This is a genomic window from Shewanella sp. LC6 (assembly GCF_006385735.2).
Lineage (GTDB): Bacteria > Pseudomonadota > Gammaproteobacteria > Enterobacterales > Shewanellaceae > Shewanella > Shewanella xiamenensis.
The window spans coordinates 1,192,378-1,208,557 of sequence record NZ_CP043902.1 but is presented as its reverse complement, the minus strand read 5'-3'; the positions used below and the strand labels follow the sequence as shown (position 1 = coordinate 1,208,557).

18 protein-coding genes and 3 tRNA genes are annotated in these 16,180 nt (G+C 44.3%); 16 read left to right on the top strand and 5 right to left on the bottom strand.

The features are described from left to right. The first annotated feature begins 50 nt into the window (after nucleotides 1–50). The 5 genes from FJD32_RS05415 to FJD32_RS05395 all read left to right on the top strand — a co-directional run bounded on the left by FJD32_RS05415 (nucleotide 51) and on the right by FJD32_RS05395 (nucleotide 3,165). Nucleotides 51–812 carry an outer membrane protein assembly factor BamD gene (locus tag FJD32_RS05415; protein WP_011073401.1) on the top strand — a complete coding sequence of 254 codons (762 nt, stop codon included), beginning with the start codon at nucleotides 51–53 and terminating at the stop codon, nucleotides 810–812. A 218-nt stretch (nucleotides 813–1,030) separates the two neighbouring features. Then, nucleotides 1,031–1,106 (top strand) — tRNA-Phe (locus tag FJD32_RS05410). A 56-nt stretch (nucleotides 1,107–1,162) separates the two neighbouring features. Continuing rightward, nucleotides 1,163–1,249 (top strand) — tRNA-Leu (locus FJD32_RS05405). Nucleotides 1,250–1,291: 42 nt separating this feature from the next. Further along, nucleotides 1,292–1,378, top strand: a tRNA-Leu gene (locus tag FJD32_RS05400). A 161-nt stretch (nucleotides 1,379–1,539) separates the two neighbouring features. Then, complete coding sequence (locus FJD32_RS05395; protein WP_140906517.1) at nucleotides 1,540–3,165, top strand: methyl-accepting chemotaxis protein; 1,626 nt, start codon at nucleotides 1,540–1,542, stop codon at nucleotides 3,163–3,165. A 285-nt stretch (nucleotides 3,166–3,450) separates the two neighbouring features. Here FJD32_RS05395 and FJD32_RS05390 read toward each other — a convergent pair whose 3' ends face one another. After that, nucleotides 3,451–4,173, bottom strand: coding sequence for a 16S rRNA pseudouridine(516) synthase (locus FJD32_RS05390; protein ID WP_088586813.1), 723 nt, complete (start codon nucleotides 4,171–4,173; stop codon nucleotides 3,451–3,453). Nucleotides 4,174–4,187: 14 nt separating this feature from the next. Beyond that, entirely contained in the window at nucleotides 4,188–4,808 is a 621-nt protein-coding gene (locus tag FJD32_RS05385; protein ID WP_037421325.1) for a metalloregulator ArsR/SmtB family transcription factor, read from the bottom strand. Between the two features lie 146 nt (nucleotides 4,809–4,954). Here FJD32_RS05385 and FJD32_RS05380 point away from each other — a divergent pair, with 146 nt between their 5' ends. From FJD32_RS05380 to FJD32_RS05370, 3 genes are all read left to right on the top strand, one after another. Further along, on the top strand, nucleotides 4,955–5,569 hold the full coding sequence (locus tag FJD32_RS05380; protein ID WP_140906516.1) for an NAD(P)H-dependent oxidoreductase: 615 nt from the start codon (nucleotides 4,955–4,957) through the stop codon (nucleotides 5,567–5,569). A 39-nt stretch (nucleotides 5,570–5,608) separates the two neighbouring features. Next, on the top strand, nucleotides 5,609–6,025 hold the full coding sequence (locus FJD32_RS05375) for a VOC family protein (RefSeq protein ID WP_140906515.1): 417 nt from the start codon (nucleotides 5,609–5,611) through the stop codon (nucleotides 6,023–6,025). 170 nt (nucleotides 6,026–6,195) lie between these two features. Further along, nucleotides 6,196–6,666 carry a YcxB family protein gene (locus FJD32_RS05370; RefSeq protein ID WP_037421331.1) on the top strand — a complete coding sequence of 157 codons (471 nt, stop codon included), beginning with the start codon at nucleotides 6,196–6,198 and terminating at the stop codon, nucleotides 6,664–6,666. Nucleotides 6,667–6,748: 82 nt separating this feature from the next. Here the strand turns inward: FJD32_RS05370 and FJD32_RS05365 are convergent, their stop codons facing one another. Then, nucleotides 6,749–7,318, bottom strand: coding sequence for a GPR1/FUN34/YaaH family transporter (locus FJD32_RS05365; protein ID WP_047537352.1), 570 nt, complete (start codon nucleotides 7,316–7,318; stop codon nucleotides 6,749–6,751). Nucleotides 7,319–8,036: 718 nt separating this feature from the next. On the opposite strand from FJD32_RS05365, the gene FJD32_RS05360 reads away from it, so the two are divergent. The 5 genes from FJD32_RS05360 (at nucleotide 8,037) to FJD32_RS05340 (ending at nucleotide 11,891) form a co-directional block, all read left to right on the top strand. Further along, nucleotides 8,037–8,273, top strand: a complete 237-nt coding sequence (locus FJD32_RS05360) for a hypothetical protein (RefSeq protein ID WP_037421337.1) — start codon at nucleotides 8,037–8,039, stop codon at nucleotides 8,271–8,273. Nucleotides 8,274–8,621: 348 nt separating this feature from the next. Further along, on the top strand, nucleotides 8,622–9,485 hold the full coding sequence (locus FJD32_RS05355) for a MipA/OmpV family protein (RefSeq protein WP_140906514.1): 864 nt from the start codon (nucleotides 8,622–8,624) through the stop codon (nucleotides 9,483–9,485). A 26-nt stretch (nucleotides 9,486–9,511) separates the two neighbouring features. Beyond that, nucleotides 9,512–9,904: a DUF3019 domain-containing protein gene (locus tag FJD32_RS05350; protein WP_080612404.1), complete on the top strand. Its 393-nt coding sequence runs from the start codon at nucleotides 9,512–9,514 to the stop codon at nucleotides 9,902–9,904. Further along, nucleotides 9,904–10,617, top strand: coding sequence for a winged helix-turn-helix domain-containing protein (locus FJD32_RS05345; RefSeq protein WP_011073412.1), 714 nt, complete (start codon nucleotides 9,904–9,906; stop codon nucleotides 10,615–10,617). Before FJD32_RS05350 ends, FJD32_RS05345 begins: the two co-directional genes overlap by 1 nt. An 8-nt stretch (nucleotides 10,618–10,625) precedes the next feature. Further along, complete coding sequence (locus FJD32_RS05340; protein WP_140906513.1) at nucleotides 10,626–11,891, top strand: ATP-binding protein; 1,266 nt, start codon at nucleotides 10,626–10,628, stop codon at nucleotides 11,889–11,891. A 42-nt stretch (nucleotides 11,892–11,933) separates the two neighbouring features. Here FJD32_RS05340 and FJD32_RS05335 read toward each other — a convergent pair whose 3' ends face one another. Then, complete coding sequence (locus FJD32_RS05335; protein ID WP_055646679.1) at nucleotides 11,934–12,242, bottom strand: DUF1289 domain-containing protein; 309 nt, start codon at nucleotides 12,240–12,242, stop codon at nucleotides 11,934–11,936. Nucleotides 12,243–12,389: 147 nt separating this feature from the next. Here FJD32_RS05335 and FJD32_RS05330 point away from each other — a divergent pair, with 147 nt between their 5' ends. Beyond that, nucleotides 12,390–12,926 (top strand): DUF4136 domain-containing protein, encoded by a 537-nt coding sequence (locus tag FJD32_RS05330; protein ID WP_037429744.1) that lies wholly within the window; start codon nucleotides 12,390–12,392, stop codon nucleotides 12,924–12,926. A 135-nt stretch (nucleotides 12,927–13,061) separates the two neighbouring features. Here the strand turns inward: FJD32_RS05330 and cysM are convergent, their stop codons facing one another. Continuing rightward, nucleotides 13,062–13,928: a cysteine synthase CysM gene (gene cysM / locus FJD32_RS05325; RefSeq protein WP_205403051.1), complete on the bottom strand. Its 867-nt coding sequence runs from the start codon at nucleotides 13,926–13,928 to the stop codon at nucleotides 13,062–13,064. Nucleotides 13,929–14,149: 221 nt separating this feature from the next. Between cysM and cysP the strand changes: the two genes are divergently transcribed. Further along, complete coding sequence (gene cysP, locus FJD32_RS05320) at nucleotides 14,150–15,157, top strand: thiosulfate ABC transporter substrate-binding protein CysP (protein ID WP_140906511.1); 1,008 nt, start codon at nucleotides 14,150–14,152, stop codon at nucleotides 15,155–15,157. Nucleotides 15,158–15,331: 174 nt separating this feature from the next. Continuing rightward, nucleotides 15,332–16,177 carry a sulfate/thiosulfate ABC transporter permease CysT gene (gene cysT, locus FJD32_RS05315; protein ID WP_140906510.1) on the top strand — a complete coding sequence of 282 codons (846 nt, stop codon included), beginning with the start codon at nucleotides 15,332–15,334 and terminating at the stop codon, nucleotides 16,175–16,177. Nucleotides 16,178–16,180 lie beyond the last annotated feature (3 nt).

The window sequence follows — 16,180 nt, the reverse complement described above, 5'->3', positions numbered from 1 at the left end:
GTGAAATGGAAAAATTCTTAACTACAACTTATAAAGAATTGAATTCAAGTATGTATAAATTCTCCAAAGGCTTAACCTTAGTCCTATTTTCACTAGCGTTATCAGCCTGTAGTAGCAGTCCTGAAGATAACGATATTGCCGCCAAAACCTCACCTGACGAGCTTTATTCTCAGGCAAGAACCTCCATGGAGCTTGGCAATTACTCTAAAGCTGTCCGTTCATTGGAGGCGCTAGACTCTCGCTTCCCGTTCGGACCACATAAAACTCAGGTTCAATTGGATCTGATTTATGCTTATTACAAAATGGACGATGTTGCCTCTGGCATTGCTAACATTGACAGATTCATCCGTCTCAATCCAACCCACCCCAATATCGACTATGTCTACTATATGCGAGGACTCGTCAATATGCAGGCGGATAGCTATCTTTTCCACGATATGTTGAATATCGATAGAACCGATCGTGATCCGAAAAATGCCCAAGATGCCTTTAAGGATTTTGACCGTCTAATCAAAACCTATCCCAACAGCAAATATGCCGCTGATGCACAAAAACGCATGCTATCGCTAAAAAACCGTTTAGCGAAATATTCCATTCAAGTTGCTGAATACTATATCAAAATGAACGCTTGGAGTGCTGCTGCTGTTCGTGCACAATCTGTGTTAGAAACGTATCCCGGTACACCGTCAACTGAGCGAGCACTGGAGATTATGGCAGAAGCTTATGGTGAGTTAGGTCAGAACCAACTGAAGCAAAACGTGCTAATGGTAATGCAAGCTAACTTCCCAAACAATGAAATATTATCTAACTAAATAGAAATGCCCCTTTTAAAGGGGCATTTTTTCGTCTTCTACGGACATTTTTTACGTTTATCCCCTTTAAGTGGCACTGAGTATTTTCTCTTGTCATTCCCGCTAGGACTCAATAAATACTCGATTCGAGTAAAACTTACCCAACCGCATCACTTTTTACATTATTTAGTAAAAATCAGTTGACTCAAAAGCCGAAAAGCCTTTAAATTGCGCCCGTCGCCCGAATAGCTCAGTCGGTAGAGCAGAGGATTGAAAATCCTCGTGTCCCTGGTTCGATTCCGGGTTCGGGCACCATCTTTAAGTTGGTTGCCTTAGCGACCAGTGTTAAAGGATTGCAATTAAAGTACAGTGCAGGTGTGGTGGAATTGGTAGACACGCCAGCTTCAGGTGCTGGTGCCCTTACGGGCGTGGAGGTTCAAGTCCTCTCACCTGTACCAAATTGCGATTCAACTTAGTTCGACAACCTGTCGAATACCAATGCAGATGTGGTGGAATTGGTAGACACGCCAGCTTCAGGTGCTGGTGCCCTTGCGGGCGTGGAGGTTCAAGTCCTCTCATCTGTACCAACATAAAAACCTCGCTAAGCGAGGTTTTTTTGTTTCTGCGATTTTATTTCCTTAAATCTCCAACCTCATTTGGCATGTTTGCTATAACTATTCATACAGACTCATCATGGACTGCTCGAGTTCTGCCTAAAAGCCTCCCAGAATACACTGAGGAAATCCATATGAATGGTCTTCAAATAAAACAAAAAATGTTTATTGGCATTCTCGTGCCGCTCCTAATGCTAGTAACCATTGGTTTTATCGCCATTTATATGATGGGAAAAATCGAATATGGCGTCGAGCGTATCTATAACGACAGAGTGGTTCCTTTAGAAGATCTTAAAGTCATCGCCGATAAATATGCCGTTGATGTAATTGACGCGATCAATAAAGCCAATGCTGGCGGATTTAGCGCTTCGCAAGCGGCTAATGCGCTTGAAAATGCCAGCAAAACGATCAATCAGTACTGGCCCAAATACCTTGCAACTGAACTTACCCAAGAAGAATCTCGACTTGCACAACAAGCTGAACAGTTATTTTCACCAGCTAATCAACAAGTTGAGCTACTCATTTCATATCTTAGGGGGGGGAATGGCGATGTAGCTTACCAACTGAATGACAAAATATTACCGCTTTACCAAGCAATCGATCCGATAAGTGGCAAAATATCAGAACTTATCGCACTACAAATCAAAATTGCAGGTCAGGAAAGAGCTACCGCTAACGAGATTTATCACTCATCGATTGCCATCTTTGCCACTCTTGCAGGGCTTGCAATGCTGATCAGTATTTTGATTGGACTTTGGGTTAATCGCAGTGTGATGAATCCCATCAATGATATTGTGCGCAATTTAAAAACGATCCGCCAAGACTCCGATCTCACAGTTAAATTCCGTACTTTTAATAATGATGAACTCGGACTTATTTCGACTAGCCTCACTCAAGTTATTGAACATTTGAGAGGGATTTTGCACTCCATCGCTGAAGCAGCAAATACGGTTAATAGCTCCGCGACCGAGCTAAGTAGTTTTACCCAAGAAACCAATAAACGCATGCAACAGCAACAAGCTGAAACTGAACAAACTGCAACAGCAATGAATGAAATGACGGCGACTGTGGCAGAGGTCGCGCAGAGTACTTCAGCCGCTGCGGATTCGGCAAAGGATGCGGATACTTATGCGGCGAATGGTAACCGTATCGTCATTGACTCAATTAGCAGCATGTCTCAACTTTCAGAACAAATTCAAAAAACGGCGCAAGTGATTGGCTTTTTATCCAATGAAAGCCAAAGTATTGGTCGAGTTTTAGATGTGATAAAGAGTATTGCCGAACAAACCAACCTATTGGCATTAAACGCCGCGATCGAAGCTGCTCGCGCAGGCGAACAGGGTCGAGGTTTTGCCGTTGTCGCCGATGAAGTCAGAACGCTAGCTCAACGAACTCAAAAGTCCACCCAAGAAATTGAAGCGATGATCGCAACGCTACAAAAAGGGGTTAAAGAAGCAGTTAATGCAATGGAAGTTGGTATCAAACAAGTCGATGATGCCAATAATAAAGCCAATGAAGCAGGTCAGGCCTTAAAAGAAATTGTAGCTTCAGTAGATAACATTGCTGAGCTCAACGCCCATATTGCGACTGCAGCTGAAGAGCAAAGTAGTGTGGCCGAAAGTATTAACCGTAGCATTATTGCGATCAGTGATATTACCGATGACTCGACTCGCTCAGCACATGAGCTAAGCGAGTCTGTTATAAACCTAACCAAACTGGCTAGCAGCATGCGTAATCAAGTCAGTGCATTCAGGCTCTAACACATTTTCACTGGCACAGCCGTAGCCGTGCTGTGCCAGACTAATGTTATCCTTACGTGTTTGTTACAGCGTCCTTCAAACAATCGTATGCCGAGGTGTATTGACGTTTCAGGATTATTTTTGCAACCCTTTGGTTCACGATCTATGCAAGATAAAGTCCGCGCAGTATCGCTATTTTACTTAACCTAATGAGCGAGCCAGAACGAAATTCAATCTCAAAACGTCAACATGCTCTTAAGGGTTATGTTTTTAAGTGCATATCAGCGCTTTATGCACCGTCTCGAGTTACTTCATTTTTGAATGATAGATAGAGGCGACTTCTTGTGCAGTCAACATCCGGCTATCACCAGGGCTTAAGTGTTTATCTAGGGTAATCTCACCAATGGAAAGGCGGTGTAATCCCACCACTGGATTACGGAAACGACCAAACATCCGCTTGATTTGATGGTACTTCCCTTCCCTTAAAGTAACCTCTGCAATATGAGTGTCGAGGATAGTCAACTTTGCAGGCTGTGTGGTGATATCTTCAAAGCCAAAATACATGCCCTGCGCGAATGCCGCGACATAGTCCTCACTCAAGGGATAGGCTAAAGTCACTCGATACACTTTATCCACTTTTTGCTCGGGTGACATTAACGCCTCGGACCAACGACTATCATTGGTCAGTAACAATAAACCCGATGAGTTTAAATCTAACCGCCCAGCAATATGCAGCTCATGGCGAGCTTCGCAATCGAGTAAATCAATCACAGTGCGGTGCTCCTTGTCTTTGGTCGCACTCACTACCCCAACGGGCTTGTGCAACATCAAGTACACGGGCTGGTTGGCCTGTAAGACTTGCCCATCAAACACTATGTGGGAAAATTCATCCACCAGCAGATCGAGCGCTTTCGCAGGCGTGCCATCCACATATACTCGCTCCGCCAGCAAGAGTTCTCGCACGGCTTTACGGTGAATTTGTAACTTAACAGCTAGGTATCTATCGAGACGACCGCGTTTTGATTGCATCACACCATCCTGCTCTAAGATAAAGGCGCAATGCGATAGGCACAGCGACGAGCGCCGTCGATGATATGCTCTTCACGGCTTACAGTAGCGATATCGGCAAATAACTGCTGGAATTGTTGTAGTTCGGAGCGACAAAAATTTTGGCATTTCGTCGCTGCGCTGCAAATTGGACAATGATTCTCAAGTAACCAGAACACCCCATCCGCTTGTTCCTGCGTCGCCATATAGCCTTCGAGGGTACGTAACTCCACCAATTTAGTTAAACGGCTGGTAATATCCGTCATACCTTGCAACGCGCTACGATACTGCTGCATAGCAGTTTGCTCTCTATGCTCAATCAGTTTATCCAACCCCTGATCACCAAATATCGTTTTTACGGAATCAATCAATTGCAAACTAAGCTCACTGTGGCGATCGGCAAAGTGGGTTCTACTCTGCTCCGTTAATCCCCAATACCGGGTTGGGCGTCCGCGGCCTTCAACTCTGTCTTCAATATCGACATCACCCGCCTCTTCTAAGGCTTGCAAATGCTGGCGAACGCCCATAGTGGTCAACGCAAGCTCTTCCGCTAGGGTCTTAGCCGTTAACGGGCCATGCAATTTGAGTAATTGAATAATCTTATCAGTAGTTTTCATATGCGCTCTCCGCTCTTCGCCTCGGATTATCCCTCAATCGCCTACCTTTTAACAGAATAAATAAAGTTTTTTATTTATTTTATCCTTTACAAGATTAAATAAAGCAATTACCTTACAAATAATTTATAAACAAATAGGTTTACATAATGAACTTACTCATCATCAGCACCAGTCAAAGAGCCAACTCGCAAAGCGCTAAAGTCGCGAAATACATAGCCGAAACCAGTTTTTTATCGCCCCATAGTGTCGGTTACGACGCTATCCATCACTTAGAACTTTGCCAGTTCAATTTGCCATTTTGGGATGGTGAAGAGGACAACAAGGGCGAACATTGGCCTGAGATAGAGCAAAGAGTCGATGCTGCGGATGCCCTCGTTTTGATTACGCCCGAATGGGGTGGAATGGCATCGCCACTGCTTAAAAACTTCCTATTGATGTGTAGCCGTCAGGAAACTGCCCATAAGCCGGTGTTGCTGATTTCAGTTTGCAGCGGCATTAGCGGTGCTTACCCCATTGTGGAAGTCAAAATGAATGCATTAAAAAACAATAAATTGGTCCCTATTCCTGACCACTTAATTATTCGTGATGTTGAGAATGTGCTCAATGCAACGCCCCAGGGTGCGCGCGATATCGCCTTGAGAGAGAGAGTGGAATACAGCCTGTTTATGTTGCACCAATACGCCCAAGCCTTAGCACCTATTCGCCAACGCCATACTCATCAACCCTATCCCAAGCAGCAGGAATACTGCTACGGTATGTAAGCCGCTTGGATGAATAACACCCATAACAAGGAACGCATTATGATCCATTTAGAGCACATCAACCTCGTTGTCGACGATATCCCTAAAGCATTAACCTTTTACCAAGCCGCCTTCCCCCATTGGCGTATTCGTGGTGGAGGGGAAAGCACTTGGTATAGCAAACCGCGTAACTGGATCCACTTTGGTGATGATTATCAATATATTGCTTTTAGTGATAACGGAGAAGGGGAAAACCGCGACTTAACGGGTCATCAAATTGGCTTAGCCCATTTTGCTTTTGTCGTAAGTGATTTAGATACAATCATCACCAGACTGACTCAAGCAGGTTTTCCGATAACAAAAGAGGGCATGGAAGATCCCTATCGCCGCAATATTTACTTTTTTGATGCCCATGGATTTGAAGTCGAGTTTGTTGAGTATCTGAGTGATATTCCCGCAGAGCGAAACCGCTATTAAACCATAAGCGAACTATCGCGCAGGTACGGGCGCAGGTACGATAACACGGTATTTTGCGCCTTATCGCTACTGCAGACTTATCCCAAAAATCGTTACTTTACGCAGCTAACCCGCTAAACTAGCGCGCTATCCGGCTTTAGATAATTAAACTTTTGATTAGTAAATAAGACATGACCACACCCTATTGTTATTCCACAACTTACATCTTAGATAAAGCGCATTTTGACGAGTGTTATACCCAGTCCGTCAAACCCGATCCCACTCTCAAACCTTATTATAAAGCCATAGGTTTCGGGCTCATTGGCATTGCGCTGATTTTTGCGGATGTCAGCCTCTATCTGGCCTATTTCTTTGTTGGGCTCGGGGTGATTGAAGCATTAAATGTAAAATACAACAAAGCGTGGTGGTTGATGCGGCAAATGATGAGCAAAGCCGCCAATAATGAAGTCACCCTTATCGTTGATGAGCAAGGTATCCACACAAAATCACAATATGTAAACGCTCAAATTCTCTGGACGGATATTTATCGTATTGTGCAAACGGATAAAGGGTTCCTAATCACCCATAAAACGGGGACCAGCTATATCTCTAACCGTAGTCTAGATAATGCCTGTATTGCATTTATCCAAACCAAAATCTGATGTCGTAAGTTTTAACATTACTGACCCGTCAAAAATGCAAAAGGCTGAATGATTCAGCCTTTTGCATAAACTAAGAACCCAGTTAGACCTTAGCTTTAAGCTCGCCTATCGGTAAAATAGTGCGGCCATATTCATTATTAAGCACTTGCGCCATGGCAAAGTAAATTGCACTCGCACCACAGATAATCCCTTCAAAACCCGCGATGGTGCCAATAAGCGCACTGCCAGTAAAATCTCTCGCCGCCAGAAGGAAGAATAGAATCGTCAACGAAGCAAACACAAACTGCTTAGCCCTTGGATAACGTAGCGAACCGACGAACATAAAGGCTGTAAAAATTCCCCAAAGGGTTAAGTACCATCCCATAAAATAGGTTGGGCTCGCCGCAACCCCAGCATTTGGCATTAAAATAAGCCCAACTAAGGTCAACCAGAATAAGCCGTAAGAGGTAAAGGCGGTTGTACCAAAGGTATCACCACGCATAAAGCACATAATGCCCACGATAATTTGACCCAGTCCGCCATAGAAAATCCCCATAGCTAAGATCATCGAGTCAATCGGAAAGTACCCTGCATTATGAATGTTTAGCAGGATAGTCGTCATACCAAAGCCCATTAAACCTAATGGAGCCGGATTCGCCAGTTTTGTCGACACAGAAAGTCCCCAAAATGATAAGTAAATTTCAGTACAATAATTTGCACTTATAGTTCGATAAAAAGCGGCGAAGTTTAGATAACAACAAAGAAGATCACAATCTAAATCTTATAATCATAACAAATAAACAAATTAACCATTAAAATCATCAAGATAAAAAATTAATAAATAAAAAAATCTACAGGCTAAAAATTAATCTCTTAAGATTCAAATATCTATAACACATGGGTAAAAATAGTGCGCCAAATCTCATTTATAGGGCAATTTTGCTATAGTTCAAACTTTCTACACTCCTATCAACAAATGCACTCTCTAGTAATCCGTAAAAACCATCAAAAAGATTAACTTCATCCCATAAATAGACCAAAGTTGAGATAAGTCTATTTTTAAACATATTAATTACAAATATGCTGCTCTGGATGATGAAACTTAAGGGTGGTAAGAACGTCATAGTAAAATAAGCTCAGCTTGGTAGTGGAAAATCAGGGGGATTCGCGCGGTTTACGAAGGATGAGATCGGCATTTTTGACTGGCTTAGGCACTTAAGCCTGCCCATAAAACAACCATGATAATTCGACAAAAAATAGCTGACAAAATGAGTGAAAAATTATTTATATCTAAAAAATAATAGCAATGATAAATTGCTATCTGTTGACACAGCGGCATGATGGGAAACCAGTTAGGCTGTTGTTAACTATCAATAACTAAAGGAAATAAAATGAAAACGTTATCAGCTGTTATCACCCTGTCGGCGCTAATCAGTTTTGCTAGCTTTGCCGATGAATCAACACTTCCTCCTGCGCCTGCAAATGATATCGCTCAACTGACCGAAGTATGCCAACAGATGGCATCTGAAGATCAGATTGAAAATGCCGAGCTTAAACAATATGTCCTCGACTGCGTGAATGACCAGCTAACAGAAATGGGCTATCAGACACTAAAAGAACTCAACTGATCGGTTTTACTTCCTTTAGCTCCTAGCTGTAATCAGGTTTCATCGAGTTTTACGAATGCCATTCCGACAATGAATGGCATTTTATTTGCTGCACCAACCCAAATTAGTAACACCAACACCCAAAAAGAAAAACAGTATAAATACAACACACCAACGTCGACAAAAGCGCTAAGCAAGTGCATTTTATGCTTTTATGATGTCTTTCAATTGATTACGAGATCTACATATATGCTATTTGTATGATATCTGTATCATTTTGCATCCCTTCAGGTGAAAGCACTGTGGAATTAAGCATAAAATGCTAATCTGTTGCCCATTACAGACTGTCATTAAATCCGAACGCATATCATGTATCGAACATTATTAATCTTACTCACCGCGCTTAGCCTACCTTCAATTGGAATGGCCAAAGAACCGTGCGTCACTAAAGATGAATGTATTGAAATGCGCAACTGGGATTTAGGCGTGGCGGTCGGTTGGGGGCAAAAAACCAACCCTCTTAGGGATTTTGATGATATTCCGGTCTTTTTTATCCCAACTGTAGCTTACTATGGTGATCATTGGTTTTTTGATAACGGTAACTTAGGCTATAGCTTAGTTGAGCAGCAATATTTCAGCGTCAACTTAGTGACCAGCTATAGTATGGATAGAGCTTATTTCTATCGCTGGGACCCTTCGAATATCTTTTTGGAGCGAAGCTCACAGGATGGGGCGAGAATGCTCTCGACCAAGACAGTTCTCAGCAGTGAACCCGAACCCGTGTTTAATTCCTTAGAATCGCGTAACTTTACGTTATTAGGTGGCGCTGAAGCATTTATTTATACCCCATTAGGCGTAGTTAGGTTAGCCTACACCCATGATATGTTTGATGTGCATCAAGGCGCTGAAGCGCAAATTAAATGGACCTATGGTTGGCATTTAACCCGCTGGGTAATGGATATGTCACTCGTATTTGATTGGAAAAGTACCAACGTCGTCGACTATTACTATGGTGTACGCCCGAGTGAAAATGATTATTGGAGCAAACATTACCATGCTGATGCTGGCTGGAATAAAGGGGTCGAAATGACAGCCCGTTATATCTTAACTGATAACTGGGATATCCTCTTTGCGTTCCGCTACACACAAATTGCAGATGAAATAGCCGCCAGTCCCTTGCTCAATCAAGACTATAGCAGCACTTATTTTATTGGCGCAGCGTATAGGTTTTAACAAGAGTGACGCCCCTTCATATTAGGATGCTATGCATATTCGGTCTAAGCGTTAGCTTAATGGGACCGACTCATGCACTTGCCGCTCCAAATGAAGAGTCAAAATTAAAACTGACCCCTGAAATCTGTATCACGGGGGATGAAAACCAAGCCTGTGAAATCCGTGTAGAGTTGCAGTGGCAACTCGCTAAAAATGAGCTGGTTTGTATCTTATCTGACAACAATGCCTATCCTAAATGGTGCAGCGAATCGCTAGAACAACATGAAATCACATTGAATGTCAGTACGCTAAACGATATTCACTTTGTTCTGGTCAGTAAGGATACCAACCAAACACTGGCTGGAGCCAAATTAAAAATCACGTCGACCTCGCAGCCTCAGGTGCGCAGACGTTACCGTAACCCTTGGAGTTTATTTTAATGACGAATCCACAATCACCCCACAGAGTGTTACTGGTTGAAGATGATGTCCGTCTCGCGAATTTAATCGTAGATTATTTGAAATCCCACGGCATGCACGTTGAAGTAGAGCGTCGTGGCGACACAGTGTTAACCCGCTTAATCAACTATAAGCCTGATATCATCCTGCTAGACATTATGTTGCCAGGAATTGATGGCCTTAGCCTGTGCGAAAAGTTACCCGATTACTTTGCCGGCCCGATCCTGTTGATGAGTGCCTTAGGCTCGAGCGAAGATCAGATCAAGGGACTAGAACTCGGTGCCGACGACTATGTGGTTAAACCCGTTGATCCTGCCCTGCTGGTTGCCCGTATCAACAACCTATTACGCCGCCAAAACCAACCGCCTCAGGCCGAATCCCATTGCCTGACTTTTGGTAAACTCAGTATCGATCCCCATACCCATGCAATTCGACTCGACAACAAAGAAGTCGACCTCACCAGCCATGAGTTTGAACTCCTGTGGTTACTGGCATCACAGGCAGGACAAGTACTGAGTCGTCAATATATCTATCAATTACTGCTCAATATTGATTTTGATGGTAAAGACAGAAAGATCGATGTGCGGATCTCAAGACTTCGCAAAAAGCTCAACGACAATATTGAGACCCCCTTCAGAATCAAAACCGTTTGGGGACAAGGCTATCTCTTCGCCCCTGAGGCTTGGAACAACTAAGAACTCCCGTGAAACGTCTCTTTATCAGCTTATATTTACTGCTGAGTCTCAGTTTTCTGGGCATAGGCTGGACACTGGACAGCCTATGGAAGAAAAATGTAGATGAAAATAATCCCTTAGATGCTCCTCTGGTTGCATTTGCCCAGCTGTTGACCCAGCTTCCAGAGGAGAGCCGCCACGATTACTTAGAAGCACTCACAACCGATAGTCAGCTGCCGTTAAATCTACTCAGTCCAGATCAAATTGCACTGGCGAAAGATCAAGTTCTGACACCCAATCATGTAGTCACCACCACAACCAGTGAGGGCGAACAATTCCAGTTTATTCAGGTAGGTGAACAAGTATTAATGGCGGGTCCTATTGAGATAGACCCCAGAGCCGATCTGCGTAATTTATTCACTCTGTTTTTCTATTTGTCACTCGCACTCGTCGCTTTGATTTGGGTTGGACCACTCTCGCGGGACTTAAGCATATTGCGTAAGGCCACAAAGGATTTTGGCGAAGCCAAATGGGATACTCGCATCAATCTCTCGAACCGCTCTCAGGTAAAACCCTTAGCCAATACCTTTAATGAAATGGCGAGGCATATCAGCGCATTGATTGAAAACCAAAAACATTTGTCCAATGCGGTTTCCCACGAGATTCGCACGCCCCTTGCGCGACTTAAATTCGCCCTCGCCTTAATGCCCATGTACTGCCAACCTGACTCTGACGAACAAAAGCGTCAGGATTTTCTCAATGAAATGCAGCTCGACATTAAGGAAATGGAAAACCTACTGCAAGAATTACTCACCTACGCCAGTTTAGAATCCCAGCGTGAAATGCCTCTAGATGAATACGATCTTATCACCTTGATTAATCAATCCATTAAACGTTTAGGTGCATTGAGTGAAACCCCAATAACCTTGCATACAGATATAGATACCCTGCCCTTATTTGGCGAACCAGCATTGATTGAGCGAGCACTGCAAAATCTACTGACCAATGCACAGCGTTTTGCTCGCCATCAAATCTTGATTGAAGTCAGCCAAACCCAGCAACGGGTAACACTAAGTGTGAGCAATGATGGAGAGCCTATCCCTGAGGTGGATTTACCTAAAGTGTTCGAGCCCTTTTACCGCAGCCAATCGGTGCAAAATGGCAATAAGGGTCATGGTTTGGGTTTAGCGATTATCAAGCGGATCATGCAGCGTCATCAGGGTGAGGTCAATGTCACCAGCCATCCAGCCCAGACGCGTTTCACCTTAAGCTGGCCGAAAAAGCGGCAAATTTAGCACCTCTAGTTTGTATCATCTTATCAAAAAGGCTCATTGAGATTATTCGTCGAGAGCAAGATCGCCTAAATCCAACTCTGTGGCGGTCTGTGGCGCAAAATCAAGCTGTGGATTGATAGCGGCCCGCTCCTGCTCAAGTGCTTGCTGACGCGCCTTATACAAGGCCAGCTCCCGCCGACGTTTCCGTTGATGACATAAACGGATCACATCATGTTTTTCGGCATCGGTAAAATGCAACCAATTAAACCGCTCATCACGACTGCGCAGGCAACCTTTACAATAGCCCCGCGCATCGGTTTGGCATACACCGATACAAGGGCTAGGAATATCGAAAAAGGCTAACTGTTCCATGATCTTGGGCTACTCTGCCAGTTTAAGTACGTAAAATGTGTGACCTTCTATACTTAACAAAAATCAAACACTTTTCACTAAATTACTTGCAGTCTTACTGTTAATCAAGGCACATTGAATACTGTTCGTACAATTTGGAGTGCAATGATGAGATACAAATACATCGCCAGTTTGTTCATCGCCACGGTCTTTTTAAGTGCTTGCAGCACTAAGCCGAAAAACGATTACGATCTCAATTATAACTTTAAGGCATTGCAGAGTTTCTCGCAGCTTGCTCCACAGCCCAACGACGATCCGCTCAGTGCCCAGCGTATTCAAACCGAAATCACCCAGCAATTAAGCCAAAAAGGCTTTACCGAAAATGCTTCTTCCCCCGATTTTAAAGTCGCCTATGGCTTACTGACCCAAGACAAGCCTAAAGACTCAGGTCTATCTATAGGCTTAGGCACGGGCAGTTTTGGCCGTTCTGGCGGCATTGGCATAGGCACCAGCGTTGGCGTGCCTCTTGGCAGTGACACAGCAAAAATTCAAACCATTCAAATTGATATTATCGATGCTAAAACCAATAAGCTGATTTGGCGCGGTACCGATAGTTTCGATTTTGATGCGGGCGGCGATAAAAAAGCCCAAGACACCGCTAAGGCGGTAAGCCGGATTTTGGCGCAGTTTCCACCGCAGCCATAATCATTGGGCCATGATGATTTAAGCGATGCTTGAAACTATGAGTGCTTAAGCAATAAGTGATAAAAATGGGCGATACACGCCCATTTTTATTGCAGAAGAAATCCCAAATGCGAGGATCAGTGGATAAAACGCGGCTTAAGAAAATAACCCAGATGATAGATAACGGTCGCCCCTATCGCACACAATCGCAACCACAACGGCCCTCGGATTCTGCCTCGCTATCTCAAGCGCTGCAAATACCGCGCCGCCAGAACTCACGCCAGCACAAATACCTTCTTCACGCGCTAAAGTTCTTGCCATTGCTTTGGCATCTTGCTCTTCTATATCCATCACGGCATCGACACGGGCTGCATCAAAAATACCCGGTAAATATTCCTGCGGCCAGCGGCGAATCCCCGGAATAGAACTGCCATTAGCGGGTTGTAGCCCGACAATGGTGATATCGGGGTTGCGGCTTTTTAGGTATTTCGACACGCCCATAATGGTACCTGTGGTACCCATGCTGGAAACAAAGTGAGTGATCTTGCCTTGGCTCTGCTGCCAAATCTCTGGGCCAGTTGTGAGAAAATGCGCATTTGCGTTATCTTGATTATTGAACTGATCCAGTACCTTACCTTTGCCTTGAGCCTGAAGATCTAAGGCCAAATCCCGCGCAGCTTCCATATTGTCCACCAGCAGCAGCTCGGCGCCATACGCCTGCATGGCATCCTTACGCTCTTGGGTCGAATTCGACGGCATAATCAAGATCATCTTGTAGCCCTTAATCGCTGCGGCCATCGCTAAGGCAATCCCAGTGTTACCACTGGTGGCTTCAATCAAAGTATCACCTGGGGCGATTTCTTGGCGAAGCTCCGCCTGGTTAATCATATTCAGTGCGGCACGATCCTTTACCGAGCCAGCAGGATTATTGCCCTCTAGCTTTAACAGTACCGTAGAGCTCCCGCAATCCAACCGTTGCAGACGAACTAGCGGCGTTTGCCCGATACAGGCTTCAATAGTCATAAAGTCAGACACAGGGTTTATCCTTTATTTGATAAAAGCAACTCGCATAGGGATATTTTAAGGGGCTTAGCCACAACAAACACGATGAATATCACCTATGGCATACAATTAATTGCTCATAGTTATTCAAAAAAGTTCTATTTAACTAGCTTTTTATAAGTAAAAACTTCAATTACTCTATCTCTATACCCTGACACAGTTGCCAGATTAAGGAGCACAAAATGCCAGTAAAATTCACTAAGGCCCTGCTAGGAACCCTATTACTGGGCGCTTCCCTCAATGCCGCAGCCGCCGATCAGACCTTACTTAATTCCTCTTACGATATCTCACGGGAATTATTTAGTGCCTATAACCCAGTATTTGCTAAACATTGGCAAGAAAAAACCGGTAAAACGGTTGAAATCAAACAGTCTCATGCAGGTTCTTCAGCGCAGGCTCGCTCGATTCTGCAAGGCTTACCCGCGGATGTGGTGACTTTTAACCAAGTCACCGATGTACAAATTCTGCATGATCGCGGCAAGTTGATCCCTGAAAACTGGCAACAACTGCTGCCTAATGCCAGTTCACCTTACTACTCTACCATCGCGTTTTTAGTGCGTAAGGACAATCCAAAACAAATCAGCGACTGGAATGATTTAGCTAAAGATGACGTTAAGCTGGTGTTCCCGAATCCAAAAACCTCAGGTAATGCTCGTTACACTTATTTAGCCGCCTTAGGTTATGCCCAGAAAAACTATGGCAAAGATAATCAGGCTTCTTTAGATACGTTTTTGAAAAAGTTCCTTGGTAACGTTGCCGTGTTTGACACAGGCGGCCGTGGTGCAACCACTTCGTTTGTTGAGCGTGGCATCGGCGATGTGTTGATCACCTTCGAATCTGAAGTTAACAATATTCGTCAGCAATATGGCGCCGATGATTACCAAGTTGTCGTGCCTAAAACCTCGATTCTGGCAGAATTCCCCGTTGCCGTAGTAGAGAAAAATGCTAAGCGTAACGGCACGCAAGAATTAGCGACCGAGTATCTAAACTATCTTTACAGCGAAGAATCACAACGTTTGTTAGCCGGATTTAACTACCGCGTTCACAATGAGAAAGTGGTTGCCGAATTTACCAAACAGTTCCCTGCGGTTGAGTTAATGACCGTTGAGCAAATCATTGGTAACTGGGACAACGCGATGAAGACCCAATTTGCCAATGGCGCTAAACTGGATGAGTTATTAAAGCGTTGATCATCCGCTTGGGTACCTAAGTCATCAAACCTACAACCCGGGCAATGTCCCGGGTTTTGTGGTTATATCGCAATAAAGATAAACATCAGCAGTCTTTATCGTGATTGAGCAATAACGTGCTAATGGCATAATAATATTGGATTAACTCCATTAACCTTATCGGGTGGTTATTCAGTGATATTTAATAATGGGCGCTTACGCCACAAGCGGGTTTTGCCGGGGTTTAGTATCAGCCTGGGTGTGTCTTTGCTGTTTGTCAGCTTGATTCTTTTACTCCCCACCACAGGCCTGATTATGCAAACCAGCCAGATGAGCTGGGCCGAGTATTGGGGCGTGATTACCGATCCCCGCGTACTAGCAAGCTACAAAATCACTATCTTGTCGGCACTGGCCGCCTCCCTATTTAACTGTCTTTTCGGGCTATTACTCGCCTGGGTATTGGTTCGTTATGAGTTTCCAGGTAAACGCCTCCTCGACGCCTTAGTCGATTTACCCTTTGCCTTACCCACAGCCGTCGCGGGTATTACCTTAGCCACTCTCTATGCTGAAAATGGTCAGATTGGTAGCCTATTGGCCGAAATTGGCATCAAAGTGGCCTACACGCCATTGGGGATTGTGGTCGCGATGATCTTCACCAGCATTCCCTTCGTGGTGCGCACCGTCCAGCCCGTATTGGAAGAGTTATCCAACGATGAAGAAGAAGCTGGCATGACCTTAGGCGCAACCGATAGCGCGGTGTTTTGGCGGGTGATTTTGCCCTCACTGTGGCCAGCTTTAATGGTTGGCACGGCACTGTCTTTTACCCGCAGTCTTGGAGAATTTGGCGCGGTGATTTTTATCGCCGGTAATATGCCCTACATCAGTGAAATCACCTCATTGATGATCTTTGTTCGCTTACAGGAGTTTGATTTTGCTGGCGCAAGTGCCATTGCATCTATCGTGCTGATAACATCTTTACTGCTGTTACTGCTGATTAACCTGTGGCAAGCGCGTTATTTACGCCGTATTCACGGCCGATAAGGA